This window comes from Solimonas soli DSM 21787, assembly GCF_000474945.1.
Taxonomy (GTDB): Bacteria; Pseudomonadota; Gammaproteobacteria; order Nevskiales; family Nevskiaceae; genus Solimonas; species Solimonas soli.
Window position 1 is genome coordinate 1 of sequence record NZ_AXDW01000023.1, and the last position, 22,283, is coordinate 22,283.

A 22,283-nucleotide genomic window follows, 5' to 3' on the forward strand; every position below is an offset into this window, starting at 1 on the left:
CGCCTTCGGTGGCGTCGTCGGCGCCTTGCTCTGCGCGGTGATCGCGTGCGCCGGCGGCGGCGTCGCAATGTTGATCTCCGGCGGCGGCACGAACGGCGGCGGTGGCTCCTCGAGCTTCGGCGGCGGCGGCGGCGGTGGCTCGTCCGGCGGCTTCACTTCTTCGATGATCTTCGTTTCGATGGGCGCCGGCAGAATCTCGATCGCCTTGCGCGCCAGTCCGGACACCAGCGCCCAGATCAGCAGAGCGTGGAAAATCACCACGCCCGCAAGACCGATCATCCGGCGACTGTTGTCTGGCTGCGCTTGTCCCAGCTGCATGGCTTGGCTCCGGCCTTACTGCGCAGCAGGGACTTCGGAGGACGGATCAGGAATTTCCGGATCCCTCGCTGCTTCAGGCGCGGAAGCTTCGGGCGCCGCCCCTGCACTCGGCGCAGGCGCCTCGATCGCGCCATCCGCGGTCGGCACCGGCGTCACCGCAGTCGAGCCCGTGGAACCGGTGATCTTCAGCTCCACTCGGCGATTCAGCTCACGGCCTTCGTCCGTGTCGTTGTCGGCGATCGGTTGCGACTCTCCGTAACCGACGGCGCTCATGCGCGAGGCCTCGACGCCGTGCTCGGCGAGGTACTGCATTACCGCACGCGCACGCTCTTCCGACAACTTCTGGTTATAGCTGTCGCTGCCCTTCGAGTCCGTGTGACCACCAATCTCGAACTGAATACCAGGAGCCGCCTGCAGCGCCGCGACCACATCGTCGAGGATCGTCTTCGCATTCAGCGTCAGCGTCGCCCTGTCGAAGTCGAAATTCACGCCGCGCAGGACGATGGTGTCGCCCGCCGCGCAGCCCGACAGATCCGCCTTCTGCCCCGGCTCCGGTGTCTTGCACGGCGGCGGCAGCGGACAGCCCACCTCGTTCACCTGCGTGCCCGGCGGCGTGTTCGGACACTGATCTTTATCATCCGTCACGCCATCACCATCACTGTCTGCGGGCGGCGCCAGCGGCACGACGGCAACTGGCGCTTTCACCTCGGCCGGCTCAGCCGCCTTGATGCCAAGCGGCAGCTGCAGGCCGACATTGATCAGCGTGTCGTTGAAGCGCCGCGGAATGTCATAGTCGATGTCGGCGTCTTTTTGATGACGATAGCGCTGGCTGATCCGGTAGCGCGCTTCTGCACGCAGCGCGAAATCGTAAGCACCAATCTTCAGTGGCAGCAGATAGCCAACTCCCGCGTTACCATTGACTGTATGCGAATGAACGTCGCTGTCCCGTCCGGGATAATTGCTGTATTCGAGGCCGCCCGCGCCTACCGTGAGGAAAAGTGACGGCAGCGATTTCAGCGGGAACAGCAATCCGTTGACGGTAAAGCCCAGCTGCTTCGTTCCTTCGAGATCGGCGTAAACGCCGCCGACCTCCATTGCATAAAATTCCTTGCGGAAGCCAAGCATAAGCACGCCGCCGAACCCTGCGGACAACTCGCTCTTGTCCGAAATAACGTAGCTTGCCATCGGCGACACGTAGCCACCGTGGAGCAGAGGCGAACTCTCCGCACCATCCGTTTCGGCAGCAAAGGACCCGGATGCAGCTGCGGATAGAGAAACGGCGAGCAGCGTAGAGCGCACAGTTAAACTTTTCATTTTTTCTCCTCCCTACCTAGGCCTAAAATTTCCAGTCCAGAACGACGCCCACGACGCGGGGCGGCGCTACGGCGTAGTTGGGACCGAAGTCCGTCACCAGCAGGCCATTGGTGTAGAAGGTTTCGCTGAGGTTCTCTCCGAAAACCTTGACGCCCATGTCCCAGGGGTCGTAGTGAAACGAGATATGCGCGCCGACGGTGTGATAGGCGGGCTGCTCGTAGTCCGGATCGTTCGAGGCCGTGTAAAAGAAGCCGCTGTTGTAGTAGTAGTTCGCGCCGATCTCCAGGCTGCCCATGTCAAAGCCCCAGGTCTTGGTCAGCGCCAGCGATCCCGACCACTTCGGCGTCCTGACCTGGCGGTTGCCGGTGTAGTCGTTGTTGGAGCTGAAGATCTTGGTCGTCTTGTTGTAGCCGGAGCCGTGCGGATAGCTGGTGTAGATGGCGTCGATGTAGGCGCCGTTGAGCGTCATCGCCACGCCGTTCAGCAACGACGGGAACAGCAGCGAGGTCAGGTCGAAGTCGATGCCCCTGGACCGCGCGTTGCCGGCGTTCTCGAACGATACGGCACCGCCGTTCAGCAGGGACACAAACTGCGTCTGCAGATCCGAGATGTCATACCAGAACGCCGCCGTGCTCAGGCGCGTGGTCTGGTCGAACAGGGTCGTCTTCAGGCCGACCTCGTACGCCGTGGTGTTCTCCGGCTTGACGTAGGCCGGCCGCAGGTAGATGGCGAACGCGTTGTAGGCGTGCGCCTTGAGCGCCTTCTGCCAGCTGGCATAGATCAGCGTGTCGTCATCGAACGGATGGAAGTCGAGCGCGACTTTCGGCTTGAAGCCCTTGGTCGTGCTGGACAGCGGTTCTGGTTGAACGCCGTCGCGCCCCTTCTTCCAGTCTATGACCGTCAGCGGCTGCGGCAGGTCGAGCACCTGCACGCGCGTCTTCGATTCCTTGACGCCCCGCTCCTCCGACTGATAGCGGCCGCCGAGCGTCAGCGAGACCCAGTCGGTGAGCTTGGCGGTGATCTGCAGGTACTCGGACAGCGATTTCGTTTCGACGAGCGCCACGTTCGAGATGCTGTAGAACGGCACGCCCGGCGACGGAATGCCGAGGTTATCCAGGAGGCCGCCGAGGAAGCTGCCGGGGCCGAAGGCGTTTTCGAGCGCGTCGGACAGCCCCAGCGGAAGATTGATGCCGGCGGCGCTCAGCTTGCGCGGATCGAGATTGGCGACGGTCAACTTGATCGGATCGAAGCCCTGCTGGTTGTGGTAGAAGAACACGCCGCCGGTCACGGTCAGCCAGTCCGAGCCCGGCGTTCCCTGGTTGGACAACAGCTGCAGCTCCGCTTCCTGGATATTGCCGTAGTGGACCGGGATGTCGAACGACACCAGCGGGCGTATCGACCCGTCGAAGTCGTAGTTGTACGGCGCCTCGTGATGCTGGTCGCTGCCGATGATCTTGACGTCCAGCCAGTCGAAGTTCTTGAGAATCTCGCCCGAGTACACCGTGCTGTCGGTGTCCAGGTACAGCCGCTCGTCGACGTGGGTCTCGTACTTGTCGGCCGGCTGCACGCCGAGCAGGCGCCCGAGCGGGCTCGGGTCCAGGTTGGACGGCATCGCGCCGTTGATCTGGCCGTGCGTGCGCATGAACGCGAACTTCATGTCGAGATCGTCGAGCGGCGCCCAGCGGACTTTGGCCCTTACGCCAGAACCGATTTCACGAAATAGAGGTTTTCCGGCGCTCGTGCTGCCTTCCAAATACGAATCTCCACTGTTGTAGAAGGCACTAAGATTGACGGCGAAGTTATCTGTGAGAGGAAGATTCGTGTAAAGACGATTCTTGTATGTATTAAAGCTCTGATATCCAGTTTCTATTTGAGTCTCGGAATTGAAGAAATCGGGATCTTTCGTGATCACGTTGATGGCGCCACCTACCGCGTTGCGCCCAAACAGCGTGCCCTGAGGACCTTTCAAAACCTCCACTCGTTTCACCGCGCCGAATTCCTGGATGACGGAGGGGGTGAATGAGTAGTAGACGCCATCCACATACGCCGCCACGCTGGGGTCGGCTGTCAGCCATGCGTCGGTGCCGACACCGCGTATGAAGACCGTCGAAAATCCCGCCTGGCTGCCAACATCCATGCCGGGAACGATCTTGGCGAGGCCCATCTGGTCGCTAACGCCGCGCGCCTCGAGGGCCTCTGGACTAAAGGCCTGGACCGAGATTGGCACGCTCATCAGCGCCTCTTCACGCTTCTGTGCTGTCACGATGACCTCCTCCACCATCCGGCTCACCGGCGCGGAACGGCCGGATTTCTCTACCGGCGGCGGCGGCTCATCACCTAATCCGATGGAGGGCAGCTGCTCCGCGGGAGGTTCCTGTGCGGCGCTATCGGCGTTTTCCGGCAACGACGATTCCTCAGTCGAAAAGGTCGCGGAATCGCCACCCCCCTCTGAAGCCGGCGCGCCGGTTTGCGTATCAGCCTGTGCCGCTGCACGGTTGGCCAGAAGCGCCAGCATTATCGCTGTGGCAATTCGTAATGTTATGGACATGAAACCCGTCTCCTCCATTTGTATGGATTTACTGTTTGATGAACGTGTTCAACGCCTCGCACGTCACATCATTCCCCGGACGCATCACTCATTCCTCAACCTGCGCCCCAACTCAACACCTATGTCTACCTGCGATTCCTCTTCATCAAATGGCGCCAGCCCGACGCAAGCTCTCGATTTGGCCCTGCGACAGATTCAGCAATTCTTGTAAGACCTCCTCCGTATCGGCACCGAGTTCCGGTGCCGGTTGGATGGGGTATTCGTCGGCATTGCCGAGCCGCGGAAAAACGCCAGGCATCTTCACGTCACCCAGCTTGGGATGGTGCATCGTGACAATCGAGCCGCGAGCCTGATAATGCGGATCACGCACGATATCCTCGACGCCGTACACCAAGGCATGCGGAACGCCCGCCTCTGTAAGCTGTGCGCAGACTGCATCGACCGCCTGTGTCTTAATCCATTCGGCGACGATGCCATTGATCGCTTCGTAATGACGGACACGTTCGGCGTGCGTCGCGTAGCGGGGGTCGTCCACCAGCTCCGGACGCTTCATCGCCGCGCACAGGCGCGAGAAGACGTTGTTCGCCGCGATCGTCAGCGCGATGTAACGCCCGTCTGCCGTCAGATAATGATCTCCGGGAGACGCGGCGAAGTGTGAATTGCCTCTGCGCTCTCGCTGAATGCCAAGTTTATCGTAGGCGGTCACCATCACGTCCGTGAATCGGAATACGGATTCGTACAGAGAGACGTCGATCTGCCGGCCGCCGGCCTTCCCCACGTCGCGCGCATAAAGCGCGAGCATTACGGCGAATGCTCCCATCATGGCGCCCTGGTAGTCGGCGATGGCCGTGCCGGGCCTGACCGGCGGGCGATCCGGGAAGCCCGTCATGTTGAGGAAGCCAGCGAACGCGAGCGCAATTCGGTCATAAGCGGGCCGCATCGAATAAGGCCCTGTCTGGCCGAAACCTGAAACGCGCAGCATGATGAGGCGTGGATTGATCGCCTTGAGCTGCTCCCAGCCGACATTCCACTTCTCCATCGTACCGGGGCGGAAATTCTCGATCAGCACGTCGGCATGCGCGACCAGTTCGCGCAGCAGTTCCTGGCCTTCCGGAACGTGCAAATCCAGGGTTATCGATTTCTTGTTACGCCCCTCCACCACCCAATAAAGGCTTTCGCCCTCGCAGAAGGGCCCCGAATGACGGATGGGATCTCCCTTGCCGGGCTGCTCGAGCTTGATGACTTCGGCACCGAAGTCGGCGAGCAGGGTGCCGGCCACCGGACCCGCCACCATCGTGCCGACCTCGAGAACTCGAATGCCCGACAGAGGACGTTTGTCGCCTTCCTTCACCCTTGACCTCCTCGCGCGAATCACCGATCTGTCCGGTTCGATTCGTTTTTGTCATTTCTGGTATATTACTTTACGATCACCGTCGACAACTTACAAGCCCACCGCTTCAAAAAGAAGGGATGATGATCTACGCGTTCATATGCGATGCCGTTCGCACTCCGATCGGCCGCTACGGCGGCTCACTTTCATCTGTTCGTACAGACGATCTATCTGCAATATCAGTTGCGCATCTTCTTCGGAAGAATCCATCACTGAACATGGCGGCCATCGACGAGGTGTTCCTCGGCTGCGCCAACCAGGCGGGCGAGGACAATCGCAACGTGGCGCGCATGGCGCTGTTGCTCGCCGGCCTTCCGGAGTCTGTGCCTGGCGTAACGGTGAATCGCCTGTGCGGTTCCGGCGCAGAAGCGGTTGGCCAGGCCGCCCGCGCGATACAGGCGGGTGAAATCGACATGGCGATCGCGGGCGGTGTGGAGTCGATGAGCCGCGCACCCTACGTGCTGGGCAAGTCTGCGGCGGCCTTCGATCGATCCCTGCAACTGGAGGACACGACGATGGGATGGCGCTTCGTCAACCCCGTATTCCGTTCAAGGTTCGGGGTCGATACGATGCCGCAGACCGCCGAGACGCTAGCCCGTGAGCGAGGAATCAGTCGTGCCGATCAGGATGCGTTTTCCCTGCGCAGTCACCAGCGTGCCGTCCGCGCACAGCAATCTGGCTTTTTTGCGGCGGAAATCGTCCCAGTCAGCGTATCGATAGGCAAGGGCGATGCAGGTCTGTTTATGGAAGACGAGCATCCGCGCAAGGATGCGTCCCTGGAACGGCTCGCCGTGCTCAGGTCGCTGTTTCCTCCGGACGGCACGGTCAGCGCAGGCAACTCGTCCGGGATCAACGATGGCGCCGCGGCCATGATCGTTGCAAGCGAAGCGGCGGCAGCGCGCAACGGTTTGAAGGTACAGGCCCGATGCCTCGGCATGGCGACGGCCGGCGTGGAGCCTCGCATCATGGGCATCGGGCCGGTGCCCGCCGTCCGCAAGCTCCTGGCCCGGCTCAAGCTGTCGATCGGAGATTTCGATACCATCGAGATCAACGAGGCATTCGCCGCGCAAAGCCTTGCCGTACTGCGGGATCTGGGCCTTCCCGACGATGCTCAACATGTGAATCCCAATGGCGGAGCGATCGCCCTGGGACATCCGCTCGGCATGAGCGGTGCGCGCCTCGTGCAGACGGCCGTCCATCAGCTCGGCAGAACCTCCGGAAAGCGCGCGCTTGTCGCGATGTGCATCGGCGTCGGCCAAGGCATCGCTCTGGCGTTCGAGCGTGTCTAAGGCAAGGCGCCGCCGCGCCTCCGGGCCGCGGCCCGGAGGCGCTCCTGTCAGCCGGCGGCCAGCCTGAGTAGCGCTGGCGAAGGTGCGAAGTCGGGACCGAGCTTGCTTTCGAGCCGCTGCAGCGCTTTGACGACGCGGTCGAGTCCCAGACAGCGCGCATAGTACATCGGCCCACCGCGCCGGCGCGGCCAGCCGTAGCCATTGATCCAGACGACGTCGATATCTTCTTCGCTGCTCGCGATGCCTTCGTCGAGGATGCGCGCCGCCTCGTTGATCATCGGAAAGAGGCAGCGCTGCAGGATTTCCTCATCGCTGATCGGCGCGCGGGCGATGCCGTGGCGCGCCGAGAAATCGAGAATCAGCTGCTCAACCAGCGTTGAGTTCCGCCGCCGCCTGTCGCTGTCGTAATCGTAGTATCCAGCGCCAGCCTTCTGGCCGTGACGGCCCATCTCGTTGAGTACCTCACGTACCGTCGCAGAGCGCGAATCCGCCTTCGACCAGCCTAGATCGAGGCCCGCCAGATCAGCCATTGCGAACGGCCCCATGGGGAATCCGAACGCGGTGAACACGCGATCGACGTCCCAAGGCATCGCGCCTTCCAAGATCAGGCGCTCGGACTCGCGCCGCCGCTGCGCCAGCATGCGGTTGCCGACGAATCCGTAGCACACTCCGACGACTACTGGAATCTTGCCGATCGCGCCGGCCAATTCGACGCAGGCGTCGACGACCGCAGTGGCGGTCCGTTCGGCGCGGACGATCTCCACCAGCTTCATGATGTTGGCCGGCGAAAAGAAATGCAGTCCCAGAACCGACTCCGGTCGGCGTGTTACAGCAGCGATCTCGTTGATGTCGAGATAGGAAGTGTTGGTCGCCAGCACCGCGCCCGGTTTGGCGATGGCATCGAGCTGCGTGAACACTGCGCGCTTGACCTCCATCGTCTCGAACACCGCCTCGATGATCAGGTCGCTGTCCGCCAGATCCTGCATCTGCGTCGAAATTCGCAGGCACTGCATGCGCGCCGCTACGCTGGCGTCGGTGAGACGTCCTTTCTTGACTGCGCTGTCGTAGTTGCGCCGGATCGCCGTCACGCCGCGATCGAGCGCGGTCTTTGTGGTGTCGACGAGCGTGACTGGCAGGCCGATGTTCAGGAAGTTCATCGCGATGCCGCTGCCCATCGTGCCGGCGCCGATCACACCCACTGCGCTGATTGAGGGGCGCTCGGCGAGCAGACTGCCGGCTGTCCAGGACCGGCACTCGGCACGGTCGATGTAGGCCAGCGCCTCGGCATCTGCCGTCGTCGTTTCATTCATATCCATGCTCGAATCTCCGGCGGAGCATTGCAATGTCTTGCGGTACGCGCCACGCTCCGTATCAGGCCGCCTGCGCTCGCTGGTCTTCGGCGATCAGTTCCGCAGCGCGCCAGGCCACGGCCATGACCGGCGCATGCGTGTTGCCGGAAACCAGCGTCGGGAAGACCGAAAGATCGACGACGCGCAGTCCGTTGACGCCGCGCACGCGCAGGCGCGCGTCGACGACACTGCCGGCGTCGCTGCCCATGCGGCAGGTGCCGGCGGCGTGGTAACCCGCGCCCCCCATCATGCTGTACGCTCCGAGAATTTCCTCGTCGGTCTGCAGATGCGCGCCCGGCAGGGTCTCTCCCTTGACGTATGGCTTGACCGCGGGCTGCTCGAAGATCCGGCGGATGAGGCGCGCCGTGGCGATGGCGACGCGCTTGTCATAGTCGGCGGCGAGATGGTTGTGAAAAATCTCCGGCGCATCGTTCGGATCGGCCGAGCGGATGCATAGATGACCCTGGCTCTCGGGGCGCAGCACATAGCCGAGCATCGAGCAGCCGGGCTCCTTCTCCATCGGCACGCCTTTCTCGAAGCCCTCCCACTTGGCGAGGTCCATGGTCATCGGCGCGCAGACGAGCTGGGCATCGGGCCGGTCCGATGCGGAATCGGCCTTCACAAACGCGGTGATGTCGTAGGGCCCGCTGGCAAGCAGGCCCTTGCGCGTGAGCACGTACTTCACGATCTGCCGCGCCAGCCCGAGACCGGAATACGCGGCATTCTGGCTGTACGGTCCGTTCAGACGGAACTGCACGGTGTAGATCAAATGCTCTCGCAGGTTGGTGCCGACGGCAGGGCTATGCTGTACGACCGGAATGCCGAAGCTCGACAACAGCTTTTCGTCGCCGATTCCGGAGAGCTGCAGGAGCTTGGGCGATTCCAGCGCACCGGCACTGACGATCACTTCACGCTCGGCCCGGAAGGTCTCGCGCGCGCCTCCGCGCACGCATTCGACGCCCACCGCACGCCGGCCCTCGAAGACCAGCCGCTGCGCGAGCGTGTTCGTCTTGACGGTGAGATTCGCTCGCGAGCGCGCGGGCTCCAGGAAGGCCTTGGCCGCACTCCAGCGCCGCCCCTTGTGAATGTTGGCGCAGATGTAGGAAACGCCCTCGTTGTCGGGATGCGAAGGGTCCTCGCGCACCGGAATGCCGAGCTGGCCGGCAGCCTCGATGACCTTGTCCATCAGCAGGGTCTTGTTGCGAGTCTGCGAGACGTGGACCGGGCCGCCGACATGGCGCCAAGCGTTCGCACCGAGCGCGTGGTCCTCGAGGTCGAGGAAGATCGGCCCGAGCCGGTCCCATCCCCAGCCGGCAAGACCGAGCGCGTCGCGCCAGTGGTCGTAGTCCTGGCGATGCCCGCGCTGATACTGCAGGCCGTTGACGGAGCTTGAGCCGCCCAGCACGCGCCCGCGTATCCACGACTCGCCGGTGGTCTTGGCACCGCTGCCGGGCTTCACGTCGTAGTACCACATGTGGCGCCGGTCGCCGAGGATTTTGCCGAAGCCCTTGGGAATGTGAATCATCGGGTTCCGGTCCTCCGGGCCGGCCTCGATCAGCAGAACCCGGCTGCGCGGGTCCGCGGACAGCTTGTCGGCGAGCACGCAGCCGGCCGAACCGGCGCCGATGATGACGTAGTCGTATGACTGTGACTGACTCATTTCTCCTCCCTCCTCGTTCTATGAAACCATTGCGCGCCGCGGCCGCATCGTTCGACCGTAGCCCGTTTCTGCGCCTCGGCGCCATGTCCCGCTCCGGCGCTTCACAACTCATGCTCGTCGAGCAGGCGCCCGGCTTCCGCAGCGTCGGCCAGCGGCTGCAGGCCCGAACGCTGCAGGCAGGGTCGCACGATACGCACCGTCGCCTGCGTGCGCGCCTCGACGCGCTCGAACCGCAGCTGCCAGCTGCAGCCGCAGCCGCCTTCGATCTCCAGCACCAGCACTGCCGCGTTGTCGCGCGAGCAGCCGAGAACCCGCTGCTGCTCGTAGGTGCAGAGCGGGCACACGAGCCGCGTCGCCATGTGGTCGGCGCCGTCGCGAAAAGCTGCGCTGGCCAGCATCGCCGCGGCCCGGCTCAGCGCAGCATGGCCGCCAGCAGCGGCCCGTCCCGGAAACGCAGCACGACCAGCCGCACCGGCATGTCCGGCGCGAACTCGCGGCCTGGCACCGCCACCAGCCGCAGCGCAAGCCGCAGGCCGGCGTCGAGATCGACGATGCCGACTTCGTAGGGCAGCTCGGCCGCGAACATCTCCGGGCCGGCGTGGACGCGCGTCCACGAATACAGCCGGCCCAGCGGCTGCAGCGGCGTCCAGCGCACCTCGCCGTGCCAGCAATGCGGACAGACCGGCTTCGGCGGGAACGAAAGTGCGCCGCAGGCGGCGCATCGCGTGGTCTGCAGTCGGCCTGCCGCCAGCGCTTCCCAGAACGGCTGCGTGAATTCGCTGGTACGCGGCGGATAACTGCGCACGCGGTCGACGTCGATCCGCTCCATCTCCTCGATCCCGCTCATCGCCGCGCCTCCAGTACGTGAACCAGCGCGGCGTTGTAGTTGCCGAGCTCGTTGCTCGACAAGCCCAGCTCCGCGTCCTCCACCTGTCTTGCGCCGGCGCGGCCGCGCAGCTGCTCGGCCAGTTCGACCATGCCGTATAGCGGCGTCGCGTAGGAGGGATGGCCGCGCGATGTCAGGCCGCCTGACGTCGAGATGGGAATGCGGCCGCCGAGGCGCGTCTCGCCGGCGGCGGCGGCGGCGGCGCCCTGCCCGCGCGGTGCCAGTCCCAGCGCCTCGCCGGCCAGCACCTCGACGATCGTGCACGGCGCGTACAGTTCCGCCAGATCGAGATCGCCCGGGCCGATGCCGGCGGCTTCGTAAGCCAGGCGACCGGCCGTCTCGGCGGCGACGAAGCGGATCATGTCGTTGGGCACTTCGCTGATCTGGTGCGCGCCTTCATGAAAGAAACCGCGGCCGCGCACCAGCACGTAGGGCAAGCCGGAAGCCTTGGCCCGCGCTTCGGATACGATCACCAGACAGGCCGCACCGTCGCCGCGCGGCGGGACTTCGTAGAGACCCAGCGGCTCGACGATCGGCCGCTGCGCCAGCACTTCGTCGAGCGTGATCGGCGCTCGGTACTGCGCCAGCGGATTGAGCGCCGCGTGCGCGCGGTTCTTGACGGCGACGCTGGCGAGCTGCGCGCGCGTGGCGCCGTATTCGTGCATGTAGCGCACCGCGTCCATTGCGTACCAAGAGATCGGAATCAGGCCGCTCGGCGAATGGAAATCGACATCACCCGTCGCGCGCACGCTGTCCTTCATGTGCTCGGCCGAGGTCACCGACATCTCCATGTTGACGCCGAAGGCCAGCGCGACCTCGGCACGGCCGAGGAGAATCTCGTCGCAGGCCTTGTCGAAGGCCAGCGCCGCGGTCATGCCGTTGCCCATCGTCTCCATCACCACACCCGAGCATGGTAGGCGCAGGTAGTGCGCCATGAAGGTGCTGAAGTATTTCTGCTTGGTGTACGGCCGCGGATGCGCGCAGACGATAGCGTTGACCTCGCTTTTTTCGACCTGCGCATCCTGCATCGCCTCCACCACCAGCCGCGCGATCATCTCGTGCTCGACGGTCTGGATCGGCTCGCTGGCCTTGCGCTGGTATTTGCGGACCGGCACCGCCGCGGTGCCGAGAATGGCGGCTCTGCGCATGTTCAGGTTTCCGGTGAAGAAGGGGGGAGCCGCGTATCGAGCACCAGCTTGCCGGTCTTGCGGCCCTCTCGGATGCGCGCCAGCGCCTCGGCGAACTGCTCCAGCGGCAGCACCGCGTCCACGTGCGGACGCAACTTGCCGGCGCCGTGCAGATCGAACAGATGCTGCTGCACGACGCGCACGCGCTCGGGCTGGCGCGCGCGGTAATCGGTCCACTGCAGGCCCGCCACCGCGATGTTCTTAACCAGCAGGTAATTGGCCTTGATCTGCGGGATGCGCCCGCCCGCGAAGCCGACGACGACGACGCGCCCGCACCAAGCGGCTGCGCGAAGAGAAGCATCGAACACATCGCCGCCAACCGTCTCGATCACCACATCGGCGCCATGGCCCTGCGTGGCGTCCAGCACCTGCCTGCGCAGGTTCTCGCGCAGACCTTCGGCGGCGAGCACGATCACCTGATCGGCGCCGGCCGCGCGCAGCGCCTCGGCCTGCTCCGGGCGCGACACGCCGGCGATGACGAGTGCGCCCTGGCTGCGCGCGATCTGCACTGCCGCCAGGCCGACGCCGCCGCCGGCGCCGGTGATCAGCACCGTCTCGCCCGGCCGCCAGGCAGCGCGCTGCATCAGCGCGAAGTAGGCGGTCTGGTAGACCAGGCCCATCGCCGCCGCGTCGATGAAGCTCATCGTCTCCGGCAGCCGATACACCCAGTCCGCCGGCGCGACGGCCTGGCTCGCGTAAGCGCCATGATCGAGATGCGCCAGCACGCGATCTCCGACGCGCAGCCCGCGCACGCCGGCGCCGATGGCGGCGATCACGCCCGCCGCGTCGGTGCCCGGCACGAACGGCAGCGGCGGCAACTTCTGGTATTCGCCCGCCATCAGCAGCAGGTCCGGGAAATTGACGCCGGCCGCGTGCACCTCAATGCGCACCTCGCCGTCGCCGCAGGCCGGCGATTTGCAGTCCTCGACGCCATGCGCCTGCGGCGGCCCGAAGGCATGGACGCGAACGGCCCTCATGGCGCCCATCCCCCGAAGTCCGCGGCGGCTTCGTTCAGCTTCGGAAATCGTTGCGGCTGCGATGCCGGGCGGCGGAACACGCCGGCCACCGGCACCGGCAGCGCCGGTATCGAGCGCCCAACCTCGTCCTCGACCCGGTGAGCAAACAGCTCGCGGCTGTTGAAATGCTCGTGCTGCACGGCCTCATCCAGCGTGCGCACGCGGTTGACGCAGACGTCGATGCCGGCCAGCACCCGCTCCCAGTCGGCCGCGTCGCGCGTGCGCAAAATCGCGGCGACGCGCATGCGCGTGCCTTGAGGATCGCGCCTGTCGTCCAGCAGTTCCGGCGCGCCGATCGCGGCGACGAATGCCTGCCAGAACTTGTCCTCCAGCGGCGCGACGGCCAGAAACTGATCATCGCGCGTGCGGTAGATCTGGTAGCGCGGCGAGCCGCCCGTGACCAGGTCGCTGCCCGGCCGCGGCCAGTGGCCCGCGGCGTGGCCATTGCCGAGCCCCCAGTACATGGTCGTGAACAGGCTGTCGGCCATCGCGATGTCGAGTCGACATCCGCCACCGCCGGCATCGCGGCGACGCAGCGCCAGCAGGATGTTGATTGTCGCCGGCATCGCGCCGCCGGCGATGTCGCCGATCAGCGCCTGCGGCAGCTGCGGGGTGCCGTGCGCGTCGGCGGTCTGCGCGAGCAGGCCGGTTTCGGCGGCAAAGTTCAGATCATGCGCGGCAAGCTGCGACAGCGGGCCGTGCTGGCCGTATCCGGTGATCGAGCAGTAGATCAGCTCCGGCTTGAGTTCACGCAGCCGCTCATAGCCCAGGCCCAATCTGTCCATCACGCCGGGACGGAACTGCTCGACGACCACATCGGCCTCGCGCACCAGCGCGCGCGCCTGATCACGCCCCGGCGGCTGGCTGAGATCGAGCACCAGCGAGCGCTTGCCACGGTTGAGCATCGCGAAGTTGACGGCCTCGTCGCCGAAGCGCGGCTCGTAGGCGCGCATGCTGTCGCCGCCATCCGGTCTCTCAATCTTGACGACCTCGGCGCCGGCCTCCGCCAGCATCAGCGTGCACAGCGGTCCCGGCACCAGCGTGCTGAAATCGAGCACGCGGATGCCGGCCAGCGGCTGCGGCACCCGGTTCGCCATCAGCCCGCCATCGCCCGTTGATGCGCGATCTGCGCTCGCCGTGCCGGCGCATAGGCCGCGTCGCCGAGCGACAAGTACAGCGCCTGCGTCACTTCGTAATGCGCCGCGAGCCCGGTACGCTCCAGCAGCGCCAGCGGTCCTTCCGGGTAGCCGAGACCGAGGCACAGGGTCTTGTCGATTTCCTCTGCGCTCGCCAGTTTCTCGTCGTGGCGGCGCAGCACGGCGTTGTAGTACGGCCGCACCAGACGGTCGACGATGCGGCCCGGAAAGTCGTTGCAGACGGCCACGACCAGATCGGCGGCCTCGAACGCGGCCCTGGCGGCGGCCACGGCCTCCTCGCGCGTCCACGGCTGGCGCACCAGCTCGACCAGGCGGCTCGGCTCCGCGCTACCCAGACGGAAGCGCGCGAAGCCGACGACATTGTTGCGGCGCTCGTCGGCCGCCTCGCCCGCATGCACGCCCAGGCACTCCACTCCAAGCTCGATGGCGACGAATGCGGCATCGTCGACTGCCATGAGGGCACCATAGGCCGCGCCAGCCTCCTTGCCGACCAGCACGATCCCGGCGCCGTCGGTCGTGGCCAGGTCGAGGAAAGGATGCGCGACCGGAAAAGAACGGCTCTCTCCGGCGCGCCGGATGCGATAAGTACTCATGCTCAGGCTCCGAACATCTTGCTGTCGCCGTAGCGGTGGAAGCCGCGTCCGGTTTTCTTGCCCAGGTGGCCGGCAGCAATCATCCGCTTGACCAGCGGCGGACAGCTCGCGCGCAACTCGTGGGTGAGGCCGTACATCGCGTCGCAGAGCAGGCGCTGCGTATCCATGCCGACCAGGTCAAGCAGTTCCAGCGGCCCCATCGGATAGCCGAGCGCGGTCTTGATCGCCTTATCGATCTCGGCGGGCTCGGCAACGCCCTGCTCGACGAGGCGAATCGCGTCATTGTTGTACGGGATCAGGAAGTAATTGAGGATGAAGCCCGGCGTGTCCTGCGTCCTGACCGGCTGCTGACCCAGCGCCTCGCAAAACGCCCAGGCACGCCGCCAGGTCTCGTCGCTGGTGTTGAGACCCGGCGACATCTCCACCAGCTTCATCAGCTGCGCCGGCAGGCAGAAGTGCATGCCAACGAAGCGGTCGACGCGGCCGGAGCCACCGGCGATCTCCGTGATCGAGATCGTCGAGGTGTTTGATGCGAAGATCGTCTGCGAGGCGCAAATCTTGTCGAGCTGTGCGAACAGCCCATGCTTGACTCCGAGATCCTCGAACACCGCCTCGATCACGATATCGCAATCGGCTAGATCCTCCAGCCGCGTCGTGCCCTGCCAGTTCGCCATCGCCCGCTCGAACTGCTCGGCTTTGAGCTTGCCGCGCTCGACCGACTTGCGCAGGAAGCCCTCCGTCTGCGCGCGGGCATTGTCGAGCGCGGCCTGGCGCGTGTCGTAGACGCGCGTGGCGAAGCCGGCGCGCGCGGCGACGATGGCGATCCCTGCGCCCATCGTGCCGGCGCCGGCGACGCCGACGGTTCTGATGTCTGTCATGGCTTTGGTCCTCTCATTTCTGCAGGAAACTGCGGCCGATCAGCTGGCGGTGGATCTGGTTGGTGCCTTCCCAGATCTGCGTGATCTTGGCGTCGCGCATCAGCCGCTCGACGCGATAGTCCTTGCAGTAGCCGTAGCCGCCGAGCATCTGCACTGCATCGGTTGTCAGCCTCATCGCCAAATCCGTGGCGCGCAGCTTGAGGATCGAGGCTTCGACGCCGAAGTCGGTGAGGCCTGCGTCGATCTCGCCGGCCAGCGTCCACAGGAAGGATTCACATAGCAGCAGTTCGGCGGCGAGATCGGCGAGCAGGAACTGGATGCCCTGGAACTCGATGATCCGGCGGCCGGACTGTCGGCGCTGATTGATGTAATCGGTCGCGTCCTCGAAGGCAGCGCGGGCGATGCCGAGGGCGTGCGCGGCGATGCTCGGCCGCGACTTGTTCAGCGAGGCGAACAGAATCCCCAGTCCGTCGCCAGGCCGGCCGATCAGGTTGGCGCGCGGCACGCGGCACTGATCGAAGGCGATCGTCGCGGTGCTGGAACCGCGCGTGCCGAGCTTGTCCTCGGTGCGCACGACGCTGAGCCCCGGCATACCCTTTTCGAGGATCAAAACCGAGATGGCCTTCTTGGGATCGTCGATGCCGTCCCACTTGCCGAACAGCAGATACAGATCGGCGACGTCGCCGCTGGTAATGAAAGTCTTGCCGCCGTCGATGACGATGTGCTCGCCGTCCGCGGTGAAGCGCGTCTTCATGCCGGTGGCGTCGGAGCCGGCGCCCGGCTCGGTGATCGCCAGCGAGGCCAGTCCGCCCGCGGCGATGCGCGGCAATAGGCGCGCCTTCTGCTCGGCGCTGCCGAACTCGATCAGCGGCTTGATCGCGTGGAAGTTGGTCGCCCAGATGATGCCGGTCGAGGCGCAGGCCTTGGATATCTCGCGTACACAGGCCAGGTAGCAGCGGTACGACAGCGGTGAGCCACCATATTCCTCGGGAATGAAGACGCCGTTGAGGCCCAGCTCATTGAGCGCGCGGATGTTCTCCCAAGGAAATTCGCCGCTGCGGTCGACGTGCTCGGCATTCTTCGCGATCACCTCGCGCGCGATCTGACGGACGTTGTCGAGCAGCATCTGCTCGGTGTCATCCAGACCGATGCGCGCGTCCAGCCTTTCGAGGACGGTGGCCATCAGTGGGCGATCCCCTGCGCGCCGTCGATGTAGATCGTCTCGCCGTTGAGAAAGCCGATGTCACTGGCGTAGAGGCTCGCGACCAGCTTGCCGACGTCGTCGGCCGAACCCGGCTCGCGGCCGGGAATGCGCTTTTCCAGATACGCGCGTAGCGGGCCGGCTTCCATCTGCTCGCGGTTGAGATCGGTAACGATGTAGCCGGGCGCGACGTTCAGCGCGCGGATGCCCTTGCCGGCCCATTCGACCGCCAGCACGCGCGTCATCGCCGCGACCGCGGCCTTGGACGCGCAGTACGCGAGGTTACGCTTGACGCCGAGCTTGTCGAAGAACGAGCCGATGTTGACGACGAGCGCGCCATGCGCGGCAAGCAGGTGCGGATACGCGGCCTGGCTGGCGAGCAACACCGATAGCGTGTTGGTGTCCTGCACGAGCCGCCAGTCGGACACCGACAACGAGTCGGCCGGAGCCTCGATGTGAAGCCCTGCGTTGTTCACTAATCCGCGGACGCGGCCAGCGCGCGCGGCGAAAGTGTCGAATGCCGCCTTGAGCTGCGCGCCGTCGGTGACGTCCGCCTGCAGGGCATGCCAGCGCGCGCAAACCGCTTCGCTGGCCTGCGGGCGCTTCGGCAGATCGCCGGAGCGCGAGACGCAACCAACGCTGTATCCGGCGGCGGCTAGATGTTCGGCGATCGCCGCACCGATGCCGCGACTGGCGCCGGTGACGAGGATTCCCCCCTTGTCGCTCATGATTCGTGCTTCCTCGGGCATGGGCATGTATCAGCCATCGCGGAACTGCGGCTTGCGCTTCTCGACGAAGGCACGCATGCCTTCCTCGGCATCGGCAGTGCGATAGGCCAGCGTCGACAGATCGGCCTCGATACGCAGGCCGCTCTCCAGCGTCGCCGCCGCCGCGCGCTGTACCGCCTCGCGCGCGAACTGCTGCGCGAGGCGGCCGTAGCCACAGAATTCATGGGCGAAGGCGATGGCGGCATCGAGCAGCGGAGGTTCGACAAGGCGATTGACCAGGCCGATGCGCAGCGCTTCCTCAGCCTTGACAGCGCGGCCGGTGAGAATCATCTCCAACGCGCGCGATTCGCCGATCAGCCGCGGCAGCCGCTGCGTGCCGCCGTAGCCGGGGATCAAGCCGAGCTTGATCTCCGGCAGCCCCAATGCCGCGTTCGGCGCGGCGAGACGGAAGTTGCAGGCCAGTGCGAGTTCCAAGCCGCCGCCGAAGGCGTAGCCGTTGAGCAGCGCGATCGAGGCGACCGGCAGGCGATCGAGCTTGGCGAACACGGCCTGCCCCAGCTCGGCGCCGCGCTTCTGCTCGAGCAGCGGGCGATCCTGCAGTTCCTTGATGTCGGCGCCGGCGCAGAATGCCTTGTCGCCTGCGCCGGTGACGATCAGCGCGCGGGCATCGGAGCCGGCCACCTCGTCGAGCGCCGCGCCGATCTCGCGGATCAGCGCAAAGCTCAGGGCATTGAGGGCCTGCGGGCGATCCAGCGTCAGCACCGCGCAGCCGTCCTGGTGGCGAAGGTTCAGGCTCATGCCTGCGCTCCCGCGCCGGCTTTCGCATCGGCCTTCGGCGCGCTCCAGCGTACAGGGGCCGGCGTGATCCGGCCGGCCTTGACCCATTGCACGAGCTCGCGCTTGAGGATCTTGCCGCTGGCGGTCAGCGGGAAGGCGTCGAGCACGACGAAGTATTCCGGCATATCGAACTTCGACAGGCCCGCCGCGTGCAGATGCGCCAGCACTTCGCCGGCATCCGGCACGCGTTCGCCGCCGATGATCGCCAGGCAGACCTTTTCGCCGAGCCGCTCGTCCGGCACGCCGAACGCGGCGGCCTTGACTATGTGCGCGTGGCGGTGCGCCAGCTCCTCGATGCGAGCCGGGTGAATGTTGTGTCCGCCGCGGATGATCAAATCCTTGAGACGGCCGACGACCTGCAGATTGCCATTCGTGTCGAAGCGGCCGAGGTCACCGCTCATGAACCAGCCCCCCGCATTGAAGGAGTTCTCGGTCGCCGTCTGGTTGTTGAAGTAGCCGAGCATCAAACAGCCTCCGCGGCCGCCGATCTCGCCGATCTCGCCCGGCGCCACATCGACGTCGGGATTCTCTCGACTCCACAGTTTGATCTCGTAGGCACGGCAGGCGCGGCCGCAGGTGCCGGTGATGGTCGCCACGTCGTCGTCCGGCAGCGTGTACTGGTGCGAGCCGTTCTCGGTCATGCCGTAGACGTTCTGCGGTGTCGCGCCGAGCGCGAGCAGCTGGCGCGCCACCTCGGTCGGGATCGGCGCGCCGGCCATGTAGAAGGTCCTGACCTTGCCGAGCGACTTCAGGCCGCGCTGGCGCGCGGCAGACAGCAGGTCGATGGCATGCGTCGGCACGCCCATCACGTAGGTCGCGCCGCTCTGCTCGATCCAATCTAGCGTGGCGATGCCGGCCGCCGGATCGTTCATCACCAGTTCGCCCCCGCAGACCAGCGCCTGGTCCATCGCCACGGTGGCGATGTGGTGACTGTAAGGGCTCAGGCTTAGCAGCACGGTCGATGCGTCGTGGCCCCAGTCCTCGACCATCGCACGGGCGTTGGCCAGCAGGGTGTTGTCGCTGTGCATCACGCCCTTGGGCAGGCCTGTCGTGCCCGAAGTGAAGGCCAGATAGACCACCTTGTCCGGATCGGTCACGGCCGGCGGCGGTGCGAGCGCGGCCGCGCCCCGCTGCGGGAACGCGGCGCAACCCGGCGCTGGCCCGCCGGCCTGCTGCGGATGCCGCAGCGAGTAGACGCGGCGTATGCCGGGCAGCTGCAGTGCGCGTGCGAACACATCCTCGCGGTCGGCATCGGCGCCGTAGCCGATCTGAGCGAACAGCGCCTTGCACTGAATGCGTTCGAGCAGTACCAGAATCTCCTCGACGGTGTAGTTCTGGTGCAGCGAGGGATTGCAGATGTAGCCATTGCGCGCGCAGGCCAGGAGAATGATCACTGCCTCGACGCGATTCGGCAGCCACACCGCGACGCGCTCGCCGCGGCGCAGGCCTGCCGCATGCAGCGCGGCGGCGACGGCATCGACTTCATCGCGCAGCTCCGCCCAGCTCAGGCGCCGGCGCGGATCGCGCAGCGCCGGCGCGTCACCGCGCTCACGCGCGTGACGGTCGAGCAGGCCGTAGAGCGTGTCGGTGGTCCACACGCCGGTCTCGTAGTAGTGCAGCGCCGTCTGCGGATCGTGCAGCGTCAGCAGCTTTGTCATCGTTTCCTCCGCGTCCGGATTCAATGCCCGAACTTGCTGGCGTCCGGCGCGCGCTTCTCGGCGAAGGACTTCGCCAGTTCGTCATGCTCTTCGGATTGCAGATAGGTACGCAGCAACAGGTCGTGCGCCATCCGCGACAAGCCGTTGACGCCGCCGTGGCGGGCGTTGAACGCCGACTTCAGCGAAGCCAGCGCGAACGCGCCGCGATCGGCGACTTCCAGCGCGTACTTGCGGGTCTCCTCGGCCAATTGATCATCCGGCACCACCTTGTTGATCAGGCCGATCTCGAGCGCGTATTCGGCGCTCATCTTCGAGTTGCGGTACCAGATGTCCTTCGCGCGCTTCTTGCCGACCAAGTCTTCCAGGTACCAGGTGCCGTAACCTGCGTCGAAGCTGCCGACCATCGGTCCGACCTGACGGAAGATCGCCGACTGCTTGGCGATGGTCAGATCGCAGACCATCTGCAGCACGTTGCCGCCACCGACCGCCAGGCCATTGACCGAGGCGATCACCGGCTTCTGCAGCTTGTCGATGGCCTCGTACATCTCCAGCGTCGGCAGCACGCCGGCGTAGAGCGTGGTGTCCTCCATGCCCTCCTTCCGGCCGCCGATGCAGAAAAAGCGCTCGCCCGCGCCGCTCAACACGACGACGCGCGTGCGCGTCTCGCGGCGGATGCCTTCGATGCAGTCGCGGATCTCATGGCACATCCGCGGCGTGAACATGTTGCCGTCGTGCGGGCGGTTGAGCGTGATGAAGCCGATTGGGCCTTCTTCGCGATACAGGATTTCCTCGAACGTCATGCGACCTGCCTCCTTCTTCATATGATCTTGTAGTCCCGAAGCCTCACGATCTCGTCTTGCGACAACCCCAGCCAGTCGCCGTAGATCGTCGCGTTGTCCTCACCGAGGCGCGGCGGCGGCTTTGCGCAGCCCTCGGTGCGGCCGTCGAAGTGGATTCCGAGGCCGACCTGCGGCACACGACAGCCGTTACGCTCGAACGCGTACAGGAAACCTCGCGAGTGCAGTTCCACGTCCTGCGCGACTTCATCAACGCGATTGATCGGCCCCGCCGGCACGCGTGCCTTGGCAAATACGTCGAGCCAGTGGGCGCGCGGCCGCGTCTGCAGCACGCGGGCAATCTCGGCGACGATCGCGACGCGATGCGCACGACGCTCGGCGTTGCTGCGATGCGCCGGATCGGCCGCGCGCTGCGGCTCGCCAACGGCCGTCCAGAAGCGCTCCCAGATGGCGTCGTTGCCGAGGCCCAGCGTCATCGGCAGGTCCGCGGTATCGAAGACCTGATAGATCGCGATCACGCTGTCTCGGCCGCCGGAGCGGCGCGGCACTTCGCCGGAGCCGAGATACGGCAGGATCCGCGGCGCGAGGAAGCGCGTCATGCTCTCGACCATCGAGATGTCGATCTGGCAGCCGCGCCCGTCGCGCGCACGGCGAAACAGAGCCGCCGTAACCGCCATAGCCGCATCATGTCCGGCCAGCATGTCGGCCGCCGGCGTACCTATCTTCTGCGGTGGCGAGTCGGGCTCCCCGGTCAGATCCATCACGCCCGAATAACCCTCGGCGATCAGGTCGTAGCAAGCCATGTCGGCGCGCGCGCCGTCGAGGCCGAAGCCGGTGATCGAAACGTGGATCAGACCGTCGCGCAACTGACGTAAGTTGGCGTAGTCCAGCTTCAGCTTGGTCTGCGCCCGCGGCACCAGGTTGCTGATCACCACGTCGCTGTTCGCCACCAGCCTGCCTAGTAGCGCCTGGCCTCGCTCGGTGGCGAAGTCCAGCGTCACGCTGTGCTTGTTGCGGTTGACGCTGAGGTACCAGAGCGATTCGCCGTCGAGGAACGGCGGTCCCCAGGCGCGACAATCGTCGCCGCTGCCCGGCCTCTCCACCTTGACGACCGTGGCGCCGAGATCGGCTAGCAATTGCGTCGCATACGGCCCGGCGATCGACGTCGTCAGGTCCAGCACGCGGATGCCGGACAGCATGTCGAGCGGCGCCGACGATTTCAGGGGCAGCGAAGCTGCCGGGTAGTTATGGGATGGCATTTTCTCACGGCCGCCTTGTCCGACATGCCAGGCGGCACCTCCTCGCACATCCATACTAACTTGATATTTGTGTAATGCCAATATTGCATGGTAATAATGTGCACGACGGCGGCACGACAGATTGCCCCGATACATACACGAGAGGAGAATCCGAACATGCGCAAGCCATCGCGCGACCTGCCCATAACCTGCGGCGCCCTGCTGCTGAGCTTGGCCAC

The 22,283-nt window shown here is 65.5% G+C and carries 19 protein-coding genes and 1 pseudogene; 1 reads left to right on the forward strand and 19 read right to left on the reverse strand.

Annotation, left to right across the window (positions count from 1 at the left end):
- The 4 genes and pseudogenes from K344_RS0110930 to K344_RS0110945 form a co-directional block, all read right to left on the reverse strand.
- A pseudogene (locus tag K344_RS0110930) lies at positions 1-318 on the reverse strand (energy transducer TonB); the annotation flags it as partial.
- A gap of 15 nt (positions 319-333) precedes the next feature.
- Positions 334-1,632, reverse strand: a complete 1,299-nt coding sequence (locus K344_RS23055) for an OmpA family protein (RefSeq protein ID WP_084197291.1) — start codon at positions 1,630-1,632, stop codon at positions 334-336.
- Positions 1,633-1,654: 22 nt separating this feature from the next.
- Positions 1,655-4,147, reverse strand: a complete 2,493-nt coding sequence (locus tag K344_RS23520) for a TonB-dependent receptor (RefSeq protein WP_169729290.1) — start codon at positions 4,145-4,147, stop codon at positions 1,655-1,657.
- Positions 4,148-4,325: 178 nt separating this feature from the next.
- Positions 4,326-5,531 carry a CaiB/BaiF CoA transferase family protein gene (locus K344_RS0110945; RefSeq protein ID WP_028080697.1) on the reverse strand — a complete coding sequence of 402 codons (1,206 nt, stop codon included), beginning with the start codon at positions 5,529-5,531 and terminating at the stop codon, positions 4,326-4,328.
- 122 nt (positions 5,532-5,653) lie between these two features.
- On the opposite strand from K344_RS0110945, the gene pcaF reads away from it, so the two are divergent.
- Entirely contained in the window at positions 5,654-6,859 is a 1,206-nt protein-coding gene (gene pcaF, locus K344_RS0110950) for a 3-oxoadipyl-CoA thiolase (protein ID WP_028080698.1), read from the forward strand.
- A gap of 47 nt (positions 6,860-6,906) precedes the next feature.
- Here pcaF and K344_RS21310 read toward each other — a convergent pair whose 3' ends face one another.
- The 15 genes from K344_RS21310 to K344_RS0111025 form a co-directional block, all read right to left on the reverse strand.
- The gene (locus tag K344_RS21310; RefSeq protein ID WP_084197295.1) at positions 6,907-8,175 is read right to left on the reverse strand and encodes a 3-hydroxyacyl-CoA dehydrogenase; all 1,269 of its coding nucleotides are present in this window, start codon (positions 8,173-8,175) and stop codon (positions 6,907-6,909) included.
- Positions 8,176-8,230: 55 nt separating this feature from the next.
- On the reverse strand, positions 8,231-9,868 hold the full coding sequence (locus K344_RS0110960) for a GMC family oxidoreductase (RefSeq protein WP_028080699.1): 1,638 nt from the start codon (positions 9,866-9,868) through the stop codon (positions 8,231-8,233).
- Positions 9,869-9,969: 101 nt separating this feature from the next.
- The gene (locus tag K344_RS0110965; RefSeq protein ID WP_028080700.1) at positions 9,970-10,266 is read right to left on the reverse strand and encodes a hypothetical protein; all 297 of its coding nucleotides are present in this window, start codon (positions 10,264-10,266) and stop codon (positions 9,970-9,972) included.
- A gap of 14 nt (positions 10,267-10,280) precedes the next feature.
- Positions 10,281-10,715 carry a Zn-ribbon domain-containing OB-fold protein gene (locus K344_RS0110970; RefSeq protein WP_211234522.1) on the reverse strand — a complete coding sequence of 145 codons (435 nt, stop codon included), beginning with the start codon at positions 10,713-10,715 and terminating at the stop codon, positions 10,281-10,283.
- On the reverse strand, positions 10,712-11,902 hold the full coding sequence (locus K344_RS0110975; RefSeq protein WP_043114343.1) for a thiolase family protein: 1,191 nt from the start codon (positions 11,900-11,902) through the stop codon (positions 10,712-10,714). Before K344_RS0110975 ends, K344_RS0110970 begins: the two co-directional genes overlap by 4 nt.
- A 2-nt stretch (positions 11,903-11,904) precedes the next feature.
- On the reverse strand, positions 11,905-12,918 hold the full coding sequence (locus tag K344_RS0110980) for an NADPH:quinone oxidoreductase family protein (protein WP_028080703.1): 1,014 nt from the start codon (positions 12,916-12,918) through the stop codon (positions 11,905-11,907).
- Positions 12,915-14,054 (reverse strand): CaiB/BaiF CoA transferase family protein, encoded by a 1,140-nt coding sequence (locus tag K344_RS0110985; RefSeq protein WP_211234523.1) that lies wholly within the window; start codon positions 14,052-14,054, stop codon positions 12,915-12,917. The genes K344_RS0110980 and K344_RS0110985 overlap by 4 nt, the downstream gene beginning before the upstream one ends.
- The gene (locus K344_RS0110990) at positions 14,054-14,707 is read right to left on the reverse strand and encodes a 3-hydroxyacyl-CoA dehydrogenase family protein (protein ID WP_043114344.1); all 654 of its coding nucleotides are present in this window, start codon (positions 14,705-14,707) and stop codon (positions 14,054-14,056) included. The genes K344_RS0110985 and K344_RS0110990 overlap by 1 nt, the downstream gene beginning before the upstream one ends.
- Before the next feature lie 2 nt (positions 14,708-14,709).
- Entirely contained in the window at positions 14,710-15,585 is an 876-nt protein-coding gene (locus K344_RS0110995; protein ID WP_028080706.1) for a 3-hydroxyacyl-CoA dehydrogenase family protein, read from the reverse strand.
- A 13-nt stretch (positions 15,586-15,598) separates the two neighbouring features.
- Positions 15,599-16,768: an acyl-CoA dehydrogenase family protein gene (locus K344_RS0111000; protein WP_028080707.1), complete on the reverse strand. Its 1,170-nt coding sequence runs from the start codon at positions 16,766-16,768 to the stop codon at positions 15,599-15,601.
- Entirely contained in the window at positions 16,768-17,514 is a 747-nt protein-coding gene (locus K344_RS0111005; RefSeq protein ID WP_028080708.1) for an SDR family NAD(P)-dependent oxidoreductase, read from the reverse strand. The genes K344_RS0111000 and K344_RS0111005 overlap by 1 nt, the downstream gene beginning before the upstream one ends.
- A gap of 30 nt (positions 17,515-17,544) precedes the next feature.
- On the reverse strand, positions 17,545-18,312 hold the full coding sequence (locus tag K344_RS0111010; protein WP_028080709.1) for an enoyl-CoA hydratase/isomerase family protein: 768 nt from the start codon (positions 18,310-18,312) through the stop codon (positions 17,545-17,547).
- The gene (locus K344_RS0111015) at positions 18,309-20,009 is read right to left on the reverse strand and encodes a class I adenylate-forming enzyme family protein (protein WP_028080710.1); all 1,701 of its coding nucleotides are present in this window, start codon (positions 20,007-20,009) and stop codon (positions 18,309-18,311) included. Before K344_RS0111015 ends, K344_RS0111010 begins: the two co-directional genes overlap by 4 nt.
- 20 nt (positions 20,010-20,029) lie before the next feature.
- Entirely contained in the window at positions 20,030-20,809 is a 780-nt protein-coding gene (locus tag K344_RS0111020) for an enoyl-CoA hydratase-related protein (RefSeq protein WP_028080711.1), read from the reverse strand.
- A gap of 17 nt (positions 20,810-20,826) precedes the next feature.
- On the reverse strand, positions 20,827-22,065 hold the full coding sequence (locus tag K344_RS0111025) for a CaiB/BaiF CoA transferase family protein (RefSeq protein ID WP_028080712.1): 1,239 nt from the start codon (positions 22,063-22,065) through the stop codon (positions 20,827-20,829).
- Positions 22,066-22,283: the final 218 nt, after the last annotated feature.

Excerpts from the sequence above, each read along its gene's own strand:
- K344_RS23055 (WP_084197291.1), bottom strand. The coding sequence starts at position 1,632 with ATGAAAAGTTTAACTGTGCGCTCTACGCTGCTCGCCGTTTCTCTATCC.
- K344_RS23520 (WP_169729290.1), bottom strand. The coding sequence starts at position 4,147 with ATGCTGGCGCTTCTGGCCAACCGTGCAGCGGCACAGGCTGATACGCAA.
- pcaF (WP_028080698.1), top strand. The coding sequence starts at position 5,654 with ATGATCTACGCGTTCATATGCGATGCCGTTCGCACTCCGATCGGCCGC.
- K344_RS21310 (WP_084197295.1), bottom strand. The coding sequence starts at position 8,175 with ATGGATATGAATGAAACGACGACGGCAGATGCCGAGGCGCTGGCCTAC.
- K344_RS0110960 (WP_028080699.1), bottom strand. The coding sequence starts at position 9,868 with ATGAGTCAGTCACAGTCATACGACTACGTCATCATCGGCGCCGGTTCG.
- K344_RS0110965 (WP_028080700.1), bottom strand. The coding sequence starts at position 10,266 with ATGCTGGCCAGCGCAGCTTTTCGCGACGGCGCCGACCACATGGCGACG.
- K344_RS0110970 (WP_211234522.1), bottom strand. The coding sequence starts at position 10,715 with ATGAGCGGGATCGAGGAGATGGAGCGGATCGACGTCGACCGCGTGCGC.
- K344_RS0110975 (WP_043114343.1), bottom strand. The coding sequence starts at position 11,902 with ATGCGCAGAGCCGCCATTCTCGGCACCGCGGCGGTGCCGGTCCGCAAA.
- K344_RS0110980 (WP_028080703.1), bottom strand. The coding sequence starts at position 12,918 with ATGAGGGCCGTTCGCGTCCATGCCTTCGGGCCGCCGCAGGCGCATGGC.
- K344_RS0110985 (WP_211234523.1), bottom strand. The coding sequence starts at position 14,054 with ATGGCGAACCGGGTGCCGCAGCCGCTGGCCGGCATCCGCGTGCTCGAT.
- K344_RS0110990 (WP_043114344.1), bottom strand. The coding sequence starts at position 14,707 with ATGAGTACTTATCGCATCCGGCGCGCCGGAGAGAGCCGTTCTTTTCCG.
- K344_RS0110995 (WP_028080706.1), bottom strand. The coding sequence starts at position 15,585 with ATGACAGACATCAGAACCGTCGGCGTCGCCGGCGCCGGCACGATGGGC.
- K344_RS0111000 (WP_028080707.1), bottom strand. The coding sequence starts at position 16,768 with ATGGCCACCGTCCTCGAAAGGCTGGACGCGCGCATCGGTCTGGATGAC.
- K344_RS0111005 (WP_028080708.1), bottom strand. The coding sequence starts at position 17,514 with ATGAGCGACAAGGGGGGAATCCTCGTCACCGGCGCCAGTCGCGGCATC.
- K344_RS0111010 (WP_028080709.1), bottom strand. The coding sequence starts at position 18,312 with ATGAGCCTGAACCTTCGCCACCAGGACGGCTGCGCGGTGCTGACGCTG.
- K344_RS0111015 (WP_028080710.1), bottom strand. The coding sequence starts at position 20,009 with ATGACAAAGCTGCTGACGCTGCACGATCCGCAGACGGCGCTGCACTAC.
- K344_RS0111020 (WP_028080711.1), bottom strand. The coding sequence starts at position 20,809 with ATGACGTTCGAGGAAATCCTGTATCGCGAAGAAGGCCCAATCGGCTTC.
- K344_RS0111025 (WP_028080712.1), bottom strand. The coding sequence starts at position 22,065 with ATGCCATCCCATAACTACCCGGCAGCTTCGCTGCCCCTGAAATCGTCG.